The 18,640-nt window shown below is 64.9% G+C and carries 11 protein-coding genes; 2 read left to right on the top strand and 9 right to left on the bottom strand.

The window, feature by feature from the left end; genetic code table 11:
- Positions 1-67 precede the first annotated feature (67 nt).
- The gene (locus tag EUV02_RS04705) at positions 68-6,835 is read right to left on the bottom strand and encodes an FG-GAP-like repeat-containing protein (protein ID WP_135245025.1); all 6,768 of its coding nucleotides are present in this window, start codon (positions 6,833-6,835) and stop codon (positions 68-70) included.
- 239 nt (positions 6,836-7,074) lie between these two features.
- Between EUV02_RS04705 and EUV02_RS04700 the strand changes: the two genes are divergently transcribed.
- Positions 7,075-7,734 carry a response regulator gene (locus EUV02_RS04700; protein ID WP_135245024.1) on the top strand — a complete coding sequence of 220 codons (660 nt, stop codon included), beginning with the start codon at positions 7,075-7,077 and terminating at the stop codon, positions 7,732-7,734.
- 10 nt (positions 7,735-7,744) lie between these two features.
- Positions 7,745-9,097, top strand: coding sequence for a sensor histidine kinase (locus tag EUV02_RS04695; RefSeq protein WP_166430500.1), 1,353 nt, complete (start codon positions 7,745-7,747; stop codon positions 9,095-9,097).
- A 9-nt stretch (positions 9,098-9,106) separates the two neighbouring features.
- Here the strand turns inward: EUV02_RS04695 and EUV02_RS04690 are convergent, their stop codons facing one another.
- From EUV02_RS04690 to EUV02_RS04655, 8 genes are all read right to left on the bottom strand, one after another.
- A complete protein-coding gene (locus EUV02_RS04690; RefSeq protein WP_135245022.1) occupies positions 9,107-10,627 on the bottom strand; it encodes an FAD-dependent oxidoreductase in 1,521 nt (506 codons plus the stop codon).
- 10 nt (positions 10,628-10,637) lie between these two features.
- Positions 10,638-11,600 carry an alpha/beta fold hydrolase gene (locus EUV02_RS04685; protein ID WP_135245021.1) on the bottom strand — a complete coding sequence of 321 codons (963 nt, stop codon included), beginning with the start codon at positions 11,598-11,600 and terminating at the stop codon, positions 10,638-10,640.
- Entirely contained in the window at positions 11,597-13,282 is a 1,686-nt protein-coding gene (locus EUV02_RS04680; protein ID WP_135245020.1) for an N-acyl-D-amino-acid deacylase family protein, read from the bottom strand. Before EUV02_RS04680 ends, EUV02_RS04685 begins: the two co-directional genes overlap by 4 nt.
- 39 nt (positions 13,283-13,321) lie before the next feature.
- The gene (locus EUV02_RS04675; protein ID WP_135245019.1) at positions 13,322-13,567 is read right to left on the bottom strand and encodes a hypothetical protein; all 246 of its coding nucleotides are present in this window, start codon (positions 13,565-13,567) and stop codon (positions 13,322-13,324) included.
- 2 nt (positions 13,568-13,569) lie between these two features.
- Entirely contained in the window at positions 13,570-13,812 is a 243-nt protein-coding gene (locus tag EUV02_RS04670; RefSeq protein ID WP_243445763.1) for a hypothetical protein, read from the bottom strand.
- A gap of 179 nt (positions 13,813-13,991) precedes the next feature.
- Entirely contained in the window at positions 13,992-15,737 is a 1,746-nt protein-coding gene (locus tag EUV02_RS04665; RefSeq protein ID WP_135245018.1) for an N-acyl-D-amino-acid deacylase family protein, read from the bottom strand.
- Positions 15,738-15,758: 21 nt separating this feature from the next.
- Entirely contained in the window at positions 15,759-16,643 is an 885-nt protein-coding gene (locus tag EUV02_RS04660; protein ID WP_135245017.1) for a beta-keto acid cleavage family enzyme, read from the bottom strand.
- A 9-nt stretch (positions 16,644-16,652) separates the two neighbouring features.
- Positions 16,653-18,413, bottom strand: coding sequence for an N-acyl-D-amino-acid deacylase family protein (locus tag EUV02_RS04655; protein WP_243445762.1), 1,761 nt, complete (start codon positions 18,411-18,413; stop codon positions 16,653-16,655).
- Between the last annotated feature and the right edge of the window lie 227 nt (positions 18,414-18,640).

Genomic DNA, 18,640 nt, shown 5'->3' with positions numbered 1-18,640 from the left:
GGCTTGGCCGTTGCCAGCGACTTTGAAGGCCGCTGCGCGGGCATTGCAGCGCAGCGGTCGTCACATGTCAAAGCAGGAAGTCGACCGCGGTCACCGTCGCATTGTTGTGTAGCGAGATCTGGAAGTCGGCGGTCAGGCTGCCGGTCGTGTTGGCGAAGATCGCCGCATGGCCGGTCGAGTCGGTTCCGATACGCAACTGTCCGAGGCCGGTGAACGCTGCGTTGCCGATGAAAGTGAACGCCTGGTCACCGACGACTGTCGTATCGGCGTCGATAGCGCTGAGGTCGATCAGATCCTGGCCGCTGGTGAAATCCATCAGCACGTCTGCCTTGGTGACGCCCAACCCGCTTTCGGCACTGGTCAGATAGGCGAATACGTCATTGCCCGCGCCGCCGGTCAACGTATCGACGCCGGCACCACCGAGCAAGCGGTCGGCGCCCGCTGAGCCGGTGATCGTGTCATTGCCCGCACCGCCTGACACCGAGTCGATGCCGTTCATCAGTACGCCCGACAGGTCGATGATGTCGGCGAGTGCGGTGCCGGTCATCTTGACGCCGGTGAAGCCGCCGCTGCTGATTTCCTCGACACCGCTGAATGTCGATAGCGTGATGTTCGTTGAAGCGGCGGTGGCGACGATGGTGTCATAGCCGGCGCCGCCGTTGACGACATCGATGCCTGCGCCGGTCTTGGCGAGGAAGACGTCATCGCCGTTGCCGCCATTGAACACGTCGTTGCCGCTGCCGAGGTCGAAGCGGTCGTTGCCCGCCGAACCCGTGACAGTATCGTTGCCGCTACCGCCGTCGATCGTGACCGTACCGGTGAAGGTGACACCCGACAGATCGATGGTGTCAGCGGCCGTCGTTGCCGTCAGCCGCACGCCGGTGAACGCGGCGGCGTCGACCGCCTCGACATTGGTGAGCGCGCTGAAGCCGATGACGACATTGTTCGCACCGGCGCGGATGGTGTCGAAGCCGGCGCCGCCGTTGATGGCGTCGATGCCGCTGCTGGCCTTGGCGAGGAACAGGTCGTCGCCGTTGCCGCCGTCAAAGACGTCATTGCCGCTACCGAGCACGATGGTGTCGTTGCCAGCCGAGCCGGTGACGGTATCATTGCCGCTACCCGCATCGATCGAGACGATACCGGTCAGCGCCACGCCCGAGAAGTCGAGGCTGTCGGCAAGCGTCGTGCCGATGATGCTGGTGCCGGCAAAGCCGCCCGAACTGATCGCTTCGATGCCCGACAGCGCGCTGATGCCGATCACGGCATTGGCGGTGGTGGCGACAATCTTGTCGAACCCGGTGCCGCCGCTGAAGCTGTCGGTGCCGTCGCCGGCGGCGAATTTGAAGACGTCGTCGCCGTCGCCGCCGGCGAGAACATCATTGCCCTTGCCGCCGATCAACACATCGGCACCCACGCCGCCGGTCAGGCTGTCGTTGCCCGCCAGCCCCGACATCGTCCAGCCGTTGCCGTCGATGACGGTAAAGGCGTCGCTGAGCGCCGTGCCGGTGTAAACCATCGTTGGCACCTCGACGATATTGGTGACGCTGATGGCGAGCGCCTGGTCGGTCGATTGGCTGCCATCGTTGGCAGTGACGATAACGTCGTAGACGTTGTTGCCACCCGCATCGCCGGGCAGTTCAAAGTTGGGCGCGGCGGCAAACGCCAGCGCGCCGGTCGATGCATCGAGTACGAACAGCGCGGCATCGGCGCCGCCGCTGATGCTGTAGCTGATGGCGCCCAGACCGTCGGGGTCGGTGGCAGCGACGCTGCCCACTGCAGTACCGTTTTCGGCAATCGCGAAAGAGGCTGCCGAGGCGAACACCGGTGCGGCGTCAGCGATGTTGCTAACGGCTATCTGGACCGCCTGATCCGTCGCGCCGCCGCCGTCATTGGCGGTGACGATGACGTCATAGACATTGTCGCCGCCGGCATCGGCCGGGGCCTCGAAGTTGGGCGCCGCAATGAATGCCAGCGCACCGGTCGTGGCGTCGACGGTGAACAGCGCGGCATCGGCACCACCGGTGATGGCATAACTGACGCTGGCCAGACCGTCGGGGTCGGTGGCAGCGACACTGCCTGCGGCGGTGTCATTTTCGTTGACCGCGAATGCAGCGGCCGAGCCGAACACCGGCGCAACGTCGTTGAGGTTGTTGACACTGATGGTGAAGGCGAAGTCGCTGAACGCCCCGGCCGCGTCGGTGACGCGCACGCCGATGGCGTGGCTGACCGCCGCTTCATAGTCGATCGGTGCTCCTGCGGCCACGCTCAGAGCGCCGCTGGCAGCGTCGATGACGAAGCGCCCGCCGGCATTATCGGTCAGCGTGTAGGTCAGCGTGTCGCCGACATCGGGGTCGCTGCCGACGACGGTGCCGACCAGCGTGCCGACTGCGGCGTTCTCATCGACCGCGCTGGTCGCCAGCGTCGCGGCAGTGGGGGCGTGATTGGTGACGGTGCCGCCGCCGACGGCTTCGGTGACATCGCTGAACTGCAGGAACTCGACATCGATGACGGTGTCGGTGCCGTCCGCGTTGATGCGGTTGTCATGCACTGTGACCGTCACGGCATCGACGGTGGTGACGGTGTAGTCCGACCGCAGACCGCTGAACACCGCGGTATCGGTGCCCAGGCCGCCTTTGAGCGTGTCATTGCCGCCACCGCCCTTGAGGCTGTCGTTGCCGCCATTGCCGGTGAGCACGTTGTCGCTGACGTTGCCGACCAGCACATCGTTGCCGGCGCCGCCGATGGCGTCAGCGATGTGCGTTGTCGTTGCCGCCGTCAGCCCGGCGGTGATCGCCGTCACGACGTTCGAGCTGTTCGCCGCGAGTGTCACCACAGTCCCGCGACCGAGGTCGGTGACAAGGTTCTGGTAGGTGGTTTCGAAGCCGCCGGCGATCGCGAAGATCGGGATGATGTTCGACGCCTCGAGCGCCGACCGGACCAGCCCGATGACCGGATAGTCCTCGCCGATCCCGCCACCATCGAGGATGGCATCACCGTTGTTGGCGGTGGTTATGCCCGCCGCCGCACCGTCGCCGGCGACATGGTAGCTGGCATCGGTGAACAACACGACGAAGCGCGCGGCGTTCGATTGGAAGCCGATTTCGGTGCCGGCGCGCAGCCCGAGCTGCATCAGCGCCTCAAGCTGCGCTTCGGGCAGATCGTTGCCGCCAGAGGCAACCATCGCGCCATAGGCGGCGGTCAGCGCCGCCGGCGTCGTGCCGATGGTGGCATCGGTGCGATAGACCCAGTCGCCGGCGCTGCCAAAGCTGCCGATTGCCTTGTCGCGGAAGCTCGACACGCCGAACGCCGCGCCGCCCTGGACCGCCTGCAGTGCCGTCATGATCTGCGGGACAAGCGTCCGCACCGTCGCGATATCGTCCGCGAACGAGCCGGTCAGATCCTGCAGGAACTGGACGTTGAGCGCGCCGGTGACGGTACCACCGCCGCCGAGGTGGCAGATCTGGTTTTCGACTTCGGACTCGGTATCGCCCGAAAGGTCGATGTGGCTGTCGCCGCTCGCCTGGCTGGCGTCGATCGTGTCATGGCCCTGGAAGTCTTCGATATTCGCCGAACCACCGTGGATTTCATAAACGTCGTCGCCCGAACCGCCGGCCAGCGTGTCATGGCCCGAAGTCGAGACGAGATGATCGTTGCCGTCGCCGCCGATTTCGGTGTCATCGCCGGCACCGCCATCGAGGCGGTCATTGCCGGCGTCGCCCGATAGCGTGTTGTTCGCGGCGTTGCCGGTCAGCGTGTGGCCGGTGCCGACGAGTTTGACGTTCTCGATATTGTCGGCGAGTGTCCAGTCGCTGTTGACGACGACCGTATCGGTGCCCTCGCCGGCGACTTCGTTGACCACGTCGGCGACGTTGTCGATGTAGTAGGTATCGTCGCCAATGCCGCCGGTCATCACGTCGGCACCTGCGCCGCCATCAAGCGTATCGTTGCCTGCGAGACCGTCGAGCGTGTCGGCACCGCTGCCGCCGGTCAGGACGTTGTCGAGCGCGTTGCCGGTGGCGTGATGCGCGCTGCCGGTGAGCGTCAGGTTTTCGACTTCGGCGACGTTCAGCGTGAAGTCGATGTTCGACACAATGGTGTCGGTGCCGCCGCCCGCGACTTCGGTGATCGTATCGGTCAGCGAATCGACGATATAGGTGTCGTTGCCGGCGCCGCCGACCAGCGCATCGATGCCGCCACCGCCGTCGATCGTGTCATTCCCGCTGCCGCCGGTGATGACATTGGCGCCGGCGTTGCCGGTGCCGATGTGCGCGGCACCGGTCAGCGTCAGATTTTCGATCGATCCCGAACCTAGCGCATAATCGAACGATGCGACTACGGTGTCGTTGCCCTCGCCGGCCAGTTCGATGATGACATCCGCGGCGCTGTCGACCTTGTAGGTATCATCGCCCAACCCGCCAACCAGCGTGTCGGTGCCCGCACCGCCGTCGAGCGTGTCGGCAAACCCGGTGCCGGTTATGGTGTTGGCGAGGCCGTTGCCGGTGCCGATGCGCGCAGCACCTGCCAGCACGAGGTTCTCGATATTGGCGCCGAGCGTCAGGTTGACGCTGCTGGTCACCGTATCGATGCCCGCATTCAGGCCTTCGATGACGGCATCCGCGGCGCTGTCGACGACGTAAATGTCGTCACCCAGACCGCCAGCGAGCGTATCGTTGCCGGCACCGCCATCGAGCGTATCGTTGAAGTCGGTGCCGGTCAGGCTATTGGCCTGGCCGTTGCCTGTGCCGATGCGGGCAGCGCCGGTCAACACGAGGTTCTCGACATTGGCGCCGAGCGTGTAGTCGACTGCCGCATAGACAGTGTCGGTGCCGCCGCCAGTGGCTTCGACAACGACGTCGCCGGCATTGTCGACGCCGTAGCTGTCATTGCCCGCGCCGCCGTCCAGCGTGTCGGCGCCCGCGCCGCCATCAAGGAAATCAGTGCCGGCGGTGCCGGTGATGGTGTTGGCGAGGTCGTTGCCGGTGCCATCGAGGCCGAAGCCGGTCAGCACAAGATTTTCGACATCGGCGCCAAGCACATAGCTGACGCTTGCCTGCACCGTGTCGGTCCCCTCGCCGGCGTTTTCGGTGACCACATCGCTCGAATCGTCGACATAAAATGTGTCGTTGCCGCTGCCGCCCGCCATCGTGTCGATGCCGGTGCCGCCGTCGATGCTGTCATTGCCGGCGCCGGCGTCGATGACATCGTCGCCGTTGCCGCCTTCGATAACATCGTTGCCACCGCCGCTGTTGACCACATCATTGCCGTCGAGCGCCAGAATGACGTCATCGGTCGCACCAACCGTGTGTGGACCGCTGACATAGCCAATATCGATGATGTCATCGCCATTGGTGCCGTAAATCGGCGAAGGCAGCCAGTTGGGGTCGGAAAACAGCACATAGGCGCCTTCCGAGGTACCCGGTGCGCCGATCATGAGGTCGGCGGTACCGTCGCCGTTGACGTCGCCGGTGATGGCGACGGTCGAGCCGGTCCGGCTGCCGACGCCGCCGACGATTTTCGCGCCGCCGATGCCCTGTGCAACCAGCGCGAGGTCGATGACGCCGCCGGTGACGCCGCCCCAGACGATGTAGACCGCGCCGGCATTGCTGCCACCTTCGATATTGTCCTGCGCGCCGATGACGATGTCGTTGATGCCATCATGGTTGAAGTCGGCGCCGCCCGCGACCGAGATGGAAGCGAGATCACCTGCGGCTTCTGCCTGGATCCAGTAGCCGCCGACGCCGGCGCGGACGTTGTTGAGATCGACTGCCGTGGTCGTCGATTTGCCGAACACCACATAGGCGCTGTCTGAACGCGCTGCGCCGACCAGAATGTCGGCCTTGCCGTCGCCGTTGACGTCACCCAGTCCGGTTACCGCGCCGCCGGCCATGTCCTGCGCAACGCCCTTGATGACATAGCCTCCGGTGCCATTGGCGACGGCGGTCAGGTCGACGGCAGTGCCGGTACCTTTGCCAAACAGCACATAGACCGCGCCCGAATTGGTGCCGCCGATCTTGCTGTCGGGGCTGCCGATAAGGATTTCCGATTTGCCGTCGCCGTTGAGGTCGGCAACCGTGCCGATGGCCTTGCCGATGCGGTCGCCACCGGTATCGCCGAGAATCTTGAAGCCGCCGGTGCCGCCAGCGACGCTGCCGAGACTGACGCCGGTCGTCGTCGACTTGCCCCACACGACATAGACCGCACCGGCGTTCGAGCCGCCGCTGTCATTGCCGGGCGCGCCAACGATGATGTCGGCTTTGCCGTCGCCGTTGAGGTCGCTGATCGACATGATCGTCGTGCCGGCCTCGTCACCCGAGGTCTGGCCCTTGATGGCATAGCCCTGGCCATTGCCGGTGAACGGATCGTTCAAATCGATGCCACCTGCCGTCGAGCGGCCCCAGATGACGAATGCCGCGCCGGCATCGACAACGGTGCCGTTTTCCATTCCCGGTGCGCCGATGAGGATTTCAGCCTTGCCGTCACCGTTGAGGTCGCTGACCGAGCCGACCGCCGAGCCGGCACGGTCACCGGCGTTGACGCCGTCGATGATGACCGCGTTGAGGCTGCTCGCTACCTGGTTGGTGCTGCCAGCTGCCACCGCACCCAGATAGATGAACACGCGCCCGGCCTCGAAGGCCTTGTCGCTGTCGCTTGCCGCGCCGATGATAAAGTCGGGACGCCCGTCGCCGTTGAGGTCGTTCACCACACCGAGCCACGGTGCGAACGGCGCGCCGTTGTTGATCGTCGCAAAGTCGCCCGCCGCATTGGGCAGGAACTTGTAGGCGCGGCCGCTGGCGAGCGCTGTGGTGAGGTAGACCTTGGTTTGCGGGATCGGCATGAAGGCTTCCTTGAGCTGGGTATCGGACGATATGCGATGCGGCTTGGACTGGCCGCGCGCGTTGCGGACTGGTAACGCAGTGAAAGTTGACGCAACGAGCAAAAGCGGGCGGGACGTAGCGGCGGCGGGGGGGCCGCGCTACGCCCCGACATTGCTCTGGCAGATGAAGCTGAAGCCCAGCTTAAGCTTTCGAAATGTCGGGCCGGGTGCGATAGATTGCGTAGTTGAGGGTTGGAAATTTGACGATTTTGCTGGTCGAGGATGACGACATGCTGGGCGCGGCGATTGTCGACGGTCTGGCGCCGCGCTTTCTCGTCGAGCGCGTCGACACCATTGACCATGGCGAGGCGGCGCTCGAAACCGGCGACTATGACATGGTCATTCTTGATATCGCGCTGCCCGACGGCTCGGGGCTCGACCTGCTGGCGCGGATGCGACGCGCGTCCAACATGTTGCCGGTGCTGATCCTGTCGGCGCGCGCGACGCTGGATGACCGGCTGCTCGGCCTGAATGGCGGGGCTGATGATTATCTGATCAAGCCGTTTGACCTGCAGGAACTCACGGCGCGTTGTGATGCCGTCATCCGCCGCCGTCAGGGTCGCGCGGCGCCGGTGATCGTGCACGGCGATATGGTCTATGCGCCTGCCGCGCGCCAGGTGACACTGGACGGTGCGCCCGTCGCATTGTCAGCGCGCGAGCTCGCGGTGCTCGACGTGCTGTTGTCGAATATCGGGCATGTCATCAGCAAGGCGCAAATCGAAGAGCGGCTGTACCGCTGGGACGAGGCGATCGAGAGCAACACCATTGAAGTGCATGTTTCGCACCTGCGCCGCAAGCTCGGCGCTGACCGCATCAAGACGATCCGCGGGCTGGGCTATATCGTGCCGGCCGCGTCGTAGGTCCGGCACCGTGAAGCATTATTCGCTGCGCCGTGCGATGACCGCGGCGATCATGATACCGCTGGCACTGGCGATCACGGCGATGGCGATATCGGCGGTGGCGGTGACCCAGCGCACCGTGGCGCTATTGCTCGACGACCAGATGCAGCAGGAAGCCAGCTTCGTACTGTTTCTGGCGCGCCATGAAGCCACAGAAGGCGAGGCTATTGGCCAGACACCGACTGTCCGCTCGCCGGAGTTCGAGCAATTGTTCGGCGTGCAGAATGGCTTTCGCATCTGGTCGGGCAGCATTGTTGTTACCCAGTCGGGCGCACTGCCAGCGGCCAGCAATCCACCGGCGCCGGGGTTCAGCGATCGCAGCATCGGCCGCCAGCGCTGGCGCAGCTTTGCCATTACCTATCCCGGCGAGCCGGTAATCGTCGAGATCAGTCAATCGTCGCAGCTGCGCGATACCGTGGTGCGCGAAATCATGCTCAGCCTGCTGCTGCCGGTGCTGTCGCTGATTCTGGCGATCGGCGCGATCATCTACATTCAGGTCGCTGCCGCATTGCGCCCGGTATTACAGATATCCGAGCAGATCGATGCGCGCGCGCCGTCGAACCTCGAACCGCTGCACGGCCATCGCGTGCCGGTGGAAATTGCGCCGCTGTTCGATGCTTTCAACCGGTTGATCGCGCGCATGCGTGCTGCCATCGCGCACGAGCGTGAGTTTGTCGACAATGCCGCGCACGAGTTGCGGACGCCGATTGCGGCGGTCAAAGCGCGCGCGCAGGTCGTCGAACGTGCGCTCGACGGCGACAGCAACCGTCAAGCGATTGCGCGCGGGCTGGTGGCAGCGACGAACCGTGCGGCCGGGGTTATCGACCAGTTGCTCGACCTCAGCCGCCTGTCGAGCAGCGAGGTCGTGCGCAAGCCGGTAGATATGTCGAAGCTGACCGATGCCGTGGCGCGCGTCATGGTGTCGGCCGCGATCGCCAAAAGCCAGAATTTCGAAGCCGATATCGCGCCCGACATCATCGTCGAAGGCCAGCTCGAGGCGCTGATGATGGTGGTGCGCAACCTGCTCGACAATGCCATTCGCTATACACCGGCGGGCGGCGACGTCAGGGTCGCGCTGGCGCGGCGCGACGATGGCAAGGTTGCCCTCAGCGTTTCGGACAGTGGGCCGGGTGTGCCGCCCGAGCGCCAGCGTGCTATGTTCGACCGTTTCGTCCGGCTGTCGAGCAGCGAGCCTGGTAGCGGGCTCGGCCTGTCGATTGTCGACCGTATCGTCATGCGCCACAACGGCGAGATCACCGTCGCGAACCGCGATCCCCATGGCCTGATCGTAACAGTCACCCTGCCCGCGCCGCGCGGCGCATAAGCCGTTGCGTCAGGCCGCCAGTGCCGTGTCCGCATCTGCGGGATTAAGGTCGGCGCTATAGTCCAGACCAAGCGTGCGCATCATTGTCTCGCGGTCGGGACCGGGGTTCGGCGGATAGGCGGCGGCGTTGAGGCGTTTGCCGCGCGCCCAGTAATAGAGCACGCCCGCCATGTTGCGCGGCTTGCGCAGCCAGTTGTCGGGGTGCTCTAGCATGTGGAAGCCGCGCATCGCCTCACGCAGCAGTCGTGTGTCCGATCGCAGCGCGATGCGGATGCCGTCATCGACGAAGCTCTGTTGCATGCGCGCCCGCCACCGCGGCGTGTAGCCCGGCGTCAGCGTATGTCGCGCGCGCTTGATGGCGGAACGGTCCTGCCGTCGCTGGTCAAGATAATAGGGTTGTAGTTCGGCCAGTATGGCCGCGTGGAAGGCAACGGCACGCGCCACCGGATCGTTATGGGCATCGAGGACATTGCCGAGGCACTGCGCGCTGACTGCGGCGAACGAGCAGCCGCGCCCGTACAGCGGGTTGGTGCGCACCAGCGTGTCACCCAGCGCGAAATAGCCGCGCGCTGCCGGCTTGCCGTCGACGACCATGTCGCGCCAGCGACTGACGAGGTCGCCCATGCCGACAACCTTGCTGGTCGGTTCCGAGCGTTCGGCATTGGTCCACGGTTGCAGGCCGGGCAGTTTCAACGTCATGGCGTGGAAGATATCGGGATCGACAATCGTCTGGCGCAGCACGCTTTCGATTTCGGGGACCGCGACGGTGATTGAAAAATTGCCATTGTCGCCGGGAAAGACCCCGAACTTGATATAGCCGAGATCGCCCGACGCCGGCGGATTGGCGTGGCGGTCGGGTTCGACCTGGCCGGGGCGCAAGCGGTAATGGCGGGTGTAATAAAGGATACCGGCGGTTTCGCCTTCCTCGTGTACATTCGCACCTTCGGTCATCAACTGCTTGATATGGTTTCCACCCTTACCCGATGCATCGACGACGATGTCGGCGGTCAACGTCACCGGGGTGCCATTGTCCTCGCCCTCGACGCCGGTGACATCGATGATACCATCGGCCGCCATTTGCGTGACAAGGCGGCTGACGCGAAAGCCGCAGCGCAGCGAAACATTCGGCAGCGTTTCGACGTAGCGCCGCATCGTCATTTCGAGCGTCGTGCGCCGGCTGGTGATGATTGTCAGCTCGGTATCTTCGGGCGCGGCGCGGTAGCGCTCCTGCTGCGACGGCGTCAGCATCATGTCGAAGGTGATTTCGCGCACGCCGTTCGCCATCAGCTCGTCGAGCAGCGCCGGATGCGCGGTCTTCATAATCGTGCGCAGCCGCGCCAGAAAAGCATGGCTCTGGCGCAGATGTGCGACACCGTTGCGCTTCCAGCTGCGGAACAGTTCGTCAGGGTCGGTGGACGCCAGCGGCCCGTCGCGTTCAAGAACTATGATTTCACGCCCCGATGGCGCCAGCAGCAGCGCCGTGCACAGCCCGCCGATGCCCGCCCCGATGACGATTACCTTCTCAGTCATACTGTCCCCGTCAGCCATCGATATCGTGCAGGAATTCCAGAATGGCGGCGTTGACCGCATCGGGCGCTTCCTGCTGCGTCCAATGCCCGATGCCCGGAATCATCCGATTGATGCGCAGGTCGGTCACGAAACTGGGCAGCGCCTTGATCGCCTCTGCCGCCATCATCACCACGCCGTCGGCAGCGCCCGCGACGAACATCGCTGGCTGGTGGATCTGCGTAGGCGCGCCATGCGTCAGCCGCCAGGTGAGATCATGGTTGCGATAATAGTTGAGCGGCCCGCGCATGCCCGATCGCGTAAATTCGCCGGTGTAGAAGTCGAGGTCGGCCTCGCTCAACCACGCCGGCAGCGTCTTGGGATCGGGCAGGTTTGACAGCAGGTCGTCATGCTCCGTCTTGGGCGGCAGCTTGGTGAGATCGGTCTCGCCGCCCGCCATCACGAGGAACTTGCGCAGGCCGCCCTTGATGTCCTTTTCGAACTCGGCCTCGGCAACACCCGGTTCCTGAAAATAGAGCTGATAGAAGAACTGACCCTTGAACAGCATCCGCAGCATAGGCATCGGCTGCACCGGCGAACGCGGCATGAACGGCACCGACAGCCCGCCCACCGCACGAACCTTGTCGGGATGGAACAGCGCCGTCGCCCAGGCAGTCGGCGCACCCCAGTCGTGACCGATGACCACGGCCTGTTCATAGCCAAGTGCGGGAATCAGCCCGATGATGTCGTTGACCACCTCTACCTGATTATAAGCGTCGATCGCTTCGGGCTTGTCGCTCTTGCCATAGCCGCGCATGTCGGGCGCCACGACATGGTGGCCGGCAGCCGCCAGCGGCGCAAACTGGTGGCGCCAGCTATACCAGCTTTCGGGGAAGCCGTGGAGCAGCAGCACCAGTGGCCCCTTCCCCGCCTCGGCGATATTGAGCTCGATGCCGTTGGTCGCGATGCGCCGTTCGGTTACGCCCGCCCAGCTCATGCGGCAGCTCCCTCGAGAGCTGCAGGAACGATGACGCCGCGCGCATCGGCCGAATAGCCATCGGCCGCGCTCCACGCGACACCGCCGCCGACGATCACCGTATCGACACCGCGGGCATCGCGGACATAGCGGCTGCCGTCGCCCGGCACGTCCTGGACATAGACCTCGGCGCCGCGGTCGATCGCAGCGGCATCGAACACCACGATGTCGGCAATCTGCCCGGCCTGCAGCAGCCCGCGGTCGGGGATGCCCCAGATCGCGGCAGTGTCCGAGGTGATCTTCTTGACCGCTTCCTCGACGGTGAGCATGCCGGCGTCGCGCACGAAATGCCCGAACAGATAGCCGGTGTCGCCATAGGTCGAGAACGACAGGATGTGTGCGCCGCCGTCGCTGGCGCCGATATGGACACGTGGATGACGCAGCAGCCCGCCGACTTCAACGTCCTGGTTATGCCCCATGCCTTCGGCAAGGAAATGCGCGTCGAGCTTTTCCTCGATCGACAGGTCGATCATCGCTTCGAGCGGCGTGACACCGCGCAGCTGGCCGATTTCAACCAGTGTCTTGCCGACCAGCGGCTGGTTCGCCGCGCTCGCCACCTGACGCAGCCGCAGGAACGACCACAGCCCCATCATCGGCGTTGCTTCGGCGATCAGCTTGGCGCGGCTTTCGGGTTCGCTGAACGCCGCGATGATTTCGTCAGGCGTGCCGAAGCGCATGACATTGTACCAGCCGGGGAAGCGGATGAAGATCAGGCTCGGCACTGCGAAGCTGAAGCTGATGTCGATCGGCCGCGTCTGCACCTGCGGCCACACCCGCGCACCGCGCGCGAACTGTTCATCGACGCGCGCCATTACCCGCGCCACTGCCTTGGCATTGTCGGCGCTGACAAACAGCGGCGAGAAAGTCGTCGGGATGCTGTGCTTCAACGACAGCTCGGCAAGCTGGTCGAGCCGCGCGATCGTGAGATCGGGGTCGTAGAATTCAGGCACGATCTGCAGCACGCGGCCATATTCGCTAAGCACGCTGGCGAGTGCATCGACTTCGTCGGCGTCGGCATAGCGGCTCGGCACCGGCTTCAGCGTCTCGTCCATGTCGACATAGCTCGTCGAGAGCCCGATGGCGCCGGCGTCGAGGCATTCACGCAGCAGCGCCTGCATCGCGGCGATTTCCTGCGGGTTGGCGGTGCGTTCCATCGCGGCGTCACCCATCACCCACAACCGGATGACGCTGTGCCCGACCAGCTGCCCGACATTGATCGCCAGCCCCTTGCGGATGCGCGCCAGATAGTCGCCGAAGCTTTCCCAGTCCCAGACCACGCCTTCGCGGAACGCCTTCAACGGCATTTCCTCGATCTGGTTGAACATGCCGACCAGCTTCATCCGGTGTTCGGCCTTCAGCGGTGCCAGCGACAGCGAGCAATTGCCCGCGACCACCGTGGTAATGCCGTGCGACAGCGCCGGCTTGGCATAGCCGTCCCACAGCAGTTGCGCATCGAAGTGCGTGTGCGGGTCGATGAAGCCCGGGGCGACGATCTTGCCGGCGGCGTCGATCTCGCGGCGCCCGGCAGCAGCGATGTGGCCGATGCGCGCGATGCGGTCGCCGTTGACGGCGATATCGGCACTATAGGCGGGCAGCCCCGAACCATCGACGATGCGCCCGTTACGGATGACCAGATCGTACATTTTCAACTCTCCCCTTGCATTCAATGTGTGCGTTTTTGTTCAGGCCGCAGCTTCGGCAAAGCGGCCCGACGCGGCAATCAGCGCGTCGCGGACGTGCGCCCAGTCGACGCCGATCAGTTGCTCGGCGCTGGTGGCGCCGCAGGATGTCATCAGCGCCCGCGTCGCGAATTCGTCGAGCGTCACCACCGACTGACCGCCGTTGCCGAAGTCCAGCGTAATGCGCAGCTCGGCCTCGCCGTCATGTGCGGCAACGACATGGACTTCGCTGATCGTGGCGCCAGCCATGTTCAGGCCTTTGGCGGCTCGATGAAAATGACATCACTCGGCAGGATCGGATTGTCGCCGCGCATCCGCCCGACACCACCCGCGGCGCGCATGAAGACATGCAGGTTCCAGCTCTGCAGCATCGACACCGCGTCGCTTTCGGCGGTGCCCGGCAGCTCGCGCTGGGCGATTGTCGCCCAGGTGTCGCCACCCTGCGGCAGTACCGATTTGCGTACTGCAGACAGTTCCTTTGCCATGACGTTCATGCTCTCTCCCCAGATAGCTTTCCGAACTCCGCAGGCGGGCGCTCACGCGCTATGGCCGCACGGCATCGGTCATAGAGATTGATGCACAGTTCGCAGGTTAACGCAAACGGAAACCTAGCGGTGCGACACCGTTGACTGCCGATGTGAGGCGGTCGGTTTGGGCCGATTCCCCCTATGCGTCAGCCGCGTTGCTGTTCGCCACGCAACAGGCCGCCGGGGGTCTGCCCCGTCCAGACGCCGTTCTCGAATGTCGGCACGCCCGATTTGAGCGTCCAGCGATAGCCGTGCGGCTTTTGCAGCAGTCGCGTGCCACCGGCAGGCAGATCCTGGACGATTTCGGGCGGGCTCAGCGACAGTTCGTCGAGCGCGATCACGTTGAGATCGGCAAGATAGCCGGGCTTGAGCACCCCGCGGTCGTGCCAGCCGACATGCGCGGCATTGCGCTGCGTATAACCATGGACGAGGCTTTCAATCGACGCCGAGCGGCCCGATTTGTTGCCCTTTGACCATAGCGCCACCGTAGTCGTCGGGAAGCTGCCGTCGCAGATCGTGCCGCAATGCGCGCCGCCGTCGGACAGGCCGTACAGCACATGCTTGCCGGTCATCATGCTGTGGACATCGTCGAGATTGCCGTGCGCGTAGTTGATCAGCGGCATGTAGAGCAGCCGTTGGCCGCCCTCCTCCATCAGCGTGTCATAGACGTAGGCAGCCGGGTCTGCACCGGCGCGCGCGGCTTCGGCGGCGAGCGACTGGCTTTCCTGTGGCTCGTAATCGACCGGATCGCTCATCCGGAACATGCGCTTGAAGCCCCAGGTCAGGATGGCAATGAAGCCCTCGGTCGGCCGGAAGTCGGCATGTTCGGCAAGGATCGCCGTACGCACCGCCGGATCGGCGAGCGCTGCCAGCCGCTCGGCGACATTCGCGCTGGCGGCGGCAATGCGGCGATAGGTCGGTGTCGCGATGAATGGATTGGTCGTCGATGCGAACGACAGGATCGCGCCGATCGGCCGCGGCGCGACCTGTGCGCTGACCGACAGGCCATCAGCGACCATCGCGTCAATTTCGTTGTAGATGCTGCGCCAGCGTTCGGGCGAATCGTCGGTTTGCTGGACGGTGAATGACAGCCGGCGGCCGCTGGTTTCGGCGAGCCGGCGGATCAACGATAGTTCGGCCGCGGCAAAATCGTCATCGGCGGTCAGATAGGCGTCCGAAATCAGCTGGATGACACCCTTGCCGCGCTGGCGCATGGCAGCGGCAATGCCGAGCAGTTCAGGGTCGCCCGCGGTCAACGTGCCGATGTTGACGCCGTCGCGGCTACGGTGCGCGTGCGTCCGCGATGTCGAGAAACCGAGCGCGCCGGCGTCCATACCCTCTACCGTCAATCGCGCCATTTTGGCGATCTCGTCGTCGCTCGGCACCGCCAGATGATCTCCGCCACGGTCGCCCATGACGAACGCCCGTAGCGCTGCGTGCGGGACATGCGTGCCGATATCCATCGTGTACGACCGCGCCGCCAGCGCATCGAGATATTCGGGGAAGCTCTCCCAGTCCCACGTCAGCCCTTCGGCGAGCGCCGTGCCGGGAATATCCTCGACGCCTTCGAGCAGCTGGATCAGCCAGTCATGCTTGTCGACGCGCGCCGGCGCGAAGCCGACGCCGCAATTGCCCATCGCGGCAGACGTGACGCCATTGATCGACGACGGCGCCAGCACATTGTCCCAGCACACCTGGCCGTCATAATGCGTGTGGATGTCGACGAAGCCGGGGGTGACGACGCAGCCGTCGGCATCGATCGTGCGCTTGGCCGCACCCGAAACGTCGCCGACGTCGACGACCTTGCCGCCGGAAATCGCGACATTTCCGCGGAAGCGCGGTGCGCCGGTGCCGTCGACGATGGTGCCGTTCTTGACCAGAATATCGTACATGGTGCGTCCCCTATTTCGCAGTCACTTGGGCAGGCCGAGGATGCGCGCGGCTTCCGCCGGCGTCGCGATCTTGCGGCCCGCAGCCTTGGCCAGCGCCACGACTTCCTCGACCAGCGCGACATTGGTCGGCTGGCGCTCGCCACCGAAATCCTCTAGCCCGACACGGACATGGCCGCCGCGTTCAATGGCGAGGCGCGCGAGGCCAGTATCGATCACACAATCGCCGATAGCCGCGACTGCCCATGGCAACTTCGAGCCCGACAGCAGTTCGAGATAGGCATCAAGCGCGGTTTGCGTCGGCGGCAGGCCGAAGGCGATGTTGCTGCGCTTGCCGTCGATGAAATTGTAGCGACCGTTGAAGTAGAGTTTGACGAAGGCACCCGCTGGCAACCGCCCGGCCTTTTTATACGCCAGCGTCGTGCGCAGCCAGCCGGGTTCATAGATGGCAATCGCCGGCCCCAGTCGCGCTTCGTCGACCAGCGCCACCAGCCCGGCAATCTCGTCGAACGATGTCGAATAGACGATCGACATGCCGGGCAGGCCGTCGGGCCCTTCGCTGCCGAGGTTGACCGATCCCGGATCGAACGCCCCCATGCGCATGCCGGCCGCAGCCAGCCCGCGGTAATGGCCGAAGCGCGCCTCGACGCCCTTGGCAGCGGCCACCGTACCCCAGAGGATCGCATCCGGGCGTGCCGCCAGAACCGGCGCATAGCCTTCGAGATAGCGCTCGACCGCCGCATCGCCGGTCAGCTCAAAGCGCTCGATGTGCGAATGGACGATGGCGGCGCCTGCCTCCATCGTCGCGAGCGCATCCGCGGTGATTTCGGCGGGCATTACCGGCACATGCGGGTTGCGCTTCTTGGGGGTGCCGCCGTTGAGCGCGACTTCGATGATCAGCGGGTCCATGTGTTGGCCTCAGGCCGCGACTGGCTGGCGCTGGTGGCCGCGCACCAGCTTGCCCGGCAGCGCCTCGGTCGGCTTGCCGTCGGCGTAGATGACCTGCCCCGACTTGATCGTCGCGACATAGCCCTCGGCGTTCTGCATCAGCCGGCGTGCACCGGTCGGCAGGTCATACGCCATATACGGCTTGCCGAGTTCGAGCCTGTCGAAATCGATCAGATTGACGTCGGCCAGATAGCCTGGCGCCAACAGCCCGCGATCGTCGAGGCCGACGGCGCGCGCGGTGTCGAGCGTCTGCTGCCGCACCGTCTCCGCCAGGTCGAGCAACGGCCCGCGACTACGGTCGCGGCACCAGTGCGTCAGCATGAAGGTCGGCAGGCTGACGTCGCAAATCGCCCCGACATGCGCACCGCCATCGGAGAGCCCGGCCAGCGTGTTGGGATTGGTGATCATCTGGCGAACGTTTTCCAGATCGCCCTCGGTGTAATTGTGCATCGGGAAAAACAGGAAGGCGTGGCCCTCGTCGGCGAGCAGCGCGTCATAGACCAGCTCGTCGGGGTTGACGCCCTGCCGTTCGGCGATGGCCGCGATGCTGTCTTCCGGTGACGGTTCGTAATCGACACGGTCACCGATCAGGAACATCTTGTGATAGGCGCCTGCCAGCGAATTGACGAACGGGTGGTCGGGCAGCGGTTCTTCGGCAATCAGCGCACGGCGAAGTTCGGGATCGCGCAATGCCGCGACCTTTTCGGCGAGCGGCAATCCGGCAATCGCCTGATAGCTCGGCCGGCTGACGAATGGATGCACCGAGCCCTGCAGCCCGAGCATCAGCCCGACCGGACGTCCGGCCACCTGCGCCTTGAGTGGCAGGCCGTCGGCGACCGCCTGGTCGAGGCGTCGCGACAGTTCGCGCCACTGATTGGGGATGACATCGGCCTGCACCATCGTGAAGCTGAGCGGTCGGCCCGAAATCGTCGTGAGATCGCGGACGAGCGTGAATTCCTCATCCATGTCGCGGAAGTCGGACACCCATTGGAACACCCCGGCACCGGCGTCGGCAAGGCCGTGGGCGATGGCCTCCATCTCGGCACGCGCTGCACCGACGGTCGGCGTCAGGTCGCCGTCGGCGGTGCGGTGGACCATCGTGCGGGTGGTGGAAAAGCCGATGGCGCCGGCGCGGATGGCCTCGGCAGTCAGCGACCGCATCGCGGCATTTTCCTGCGGCGTCGCCGGATCGCGGTTGGCCCCGCGCGCGCCCATCACATAGACGCGCAGCGCGCCGTGCGGCACCTGCACCGCCACATCGATGTCATGCGGCAGCCGCTCGACGGCGTCCATATAGTCGCCGAAGCTTTCCCATTTCCACGACAGGCCTTCGTGCAGCGCGGCGCCGGGAATGTCCTCGACGCCCTCCATAAGCCGGATCAGCGTGTCATGGTCCTGCGGCCGCACCGGCGCGAAGCCGACGCCGCAATTGCCGACCACCACCGTCGTCGCGCCCAGCGTCGAGGACGGCGTGACGCGCGAGTCCCAGGTGATCTGGCCATCATAATGCGTGTGGATATCGACCCAGCCGGGCGTGACCATCAGCCCGCGCGCATCGATTTCGCGTTGGCCGGTGCCGACAACTTCGCCGACCGCGACGATGCGCTCGCCCGAAATTGCCACATCGCCGACATAGGGCACCTCGCCCGAACCATCGACAATCAAGCCACCACGCAGCACCAGATCGTACATCACCCCAAGTTCCTCGTTTTCACTTTTTTGAACGGCCATGCTGCACTGTCGGGCGCCACGTCACAATCGCTGATTTTGCCGCAGACCATAATTCGCCGCAATCAAGGCTGTGTGCCATTATGACAATCGGACACATCATAGCCCCGGCCCGACCGGCATTGCACCGGCTTGGCGGCGCGCAGGTGATGGGGTAGTCGTTGTGCCAAGCTTGGCAGTGGCCGGGCGGACAGTCCGAAGCGCTGCCGCCTAACCACTGACCGAAGTCG

It is taken from the genome of Glacieibacterium arshaanense (assembly GCF_004681125.1).
Taxonomy (GTDB): domain Bacteria; phylum Pseudomonadota; class Alphaproteobacteria; order Sphingomonadales; family Sphingomonadaceae; genus Polymorphobacter_A; species Polymorphobacter_A arshaanense.
This window is presented reverse-complemented; position numbering and strand designations above follow the sequence as displayed.

What these genes read in the sequence shown, in the direction of transcription:
- EUV02_RS04670 (WP_243445763.1), bottom strand. Translation starts at nt 13,812, where the DNA reads ATGAACGTCATGGCAAAGGAACTGTCTGCAGTACGCAAATCGGTACTG.
- EUV02_RS04675 (WP_135245019.1), bottom strand. Translation starts at nt 13,567, where the DNA reads ATGGCTGGCGCCACGATCAGCGAAGTCCATGTCGTTGCCGCACATGAC.
- EUV02_RS04680 (WP_135245020.1), bottom strand. Translation starts at nt 13,282, where the DNA reads ATGTACGATCTGGTCATCCGTAACGGGCGCATCGTCGATGGTTCGGGG.
- EUV02_RS04705 (WP_135245025.1), bottom strand. Translation starts at nt 6,835, where the DNA reads ATGCCGATCCCGCAAACCAAGGTCTACCTCACCACAGCGCTCGCCAGC.
- EUV02_RS04665 (WP_135245018.1), bottom strand. Translation starts at nt 15,737, where the DNA reads ATGTACGATATTCTGGTCAAGAACGGCACCATCGTCGACGGCACCGGC.
- EUV02_RS04655 (WP_243445762.1), bottom strand. Translation starts at nt 18,413, where the DNA reads ATGGCCGTTCAAAAAAGTGAAAACGAGGAACTTGGGGTGATGTACGAT.
- EUV02_RS04660 (WP_135245017.1), bottom strand. Translation starts at nt 16,643, where the DNA reads ATGGACCCGCTGATCATCGAAGTCGCGCTCAACGGCGGCACCCCCAAG.
- EUV02_RS04690 (WP_135245022.1), bottom strand. Translation starts at nt 10,627, where the DNA reads ATGACTGAGAAGGTAATCGTCATCGGGGCGGGCATCGGCGGGCTGTGC.
- EUV02_RS04685 (WP_135245021.1), bottom strand. Translation starts at nt 11,600, where the DNA reads ATGAGCTGGGCGGGCGTAACCGAACGGCGCATCGCGACCAACGGCATC.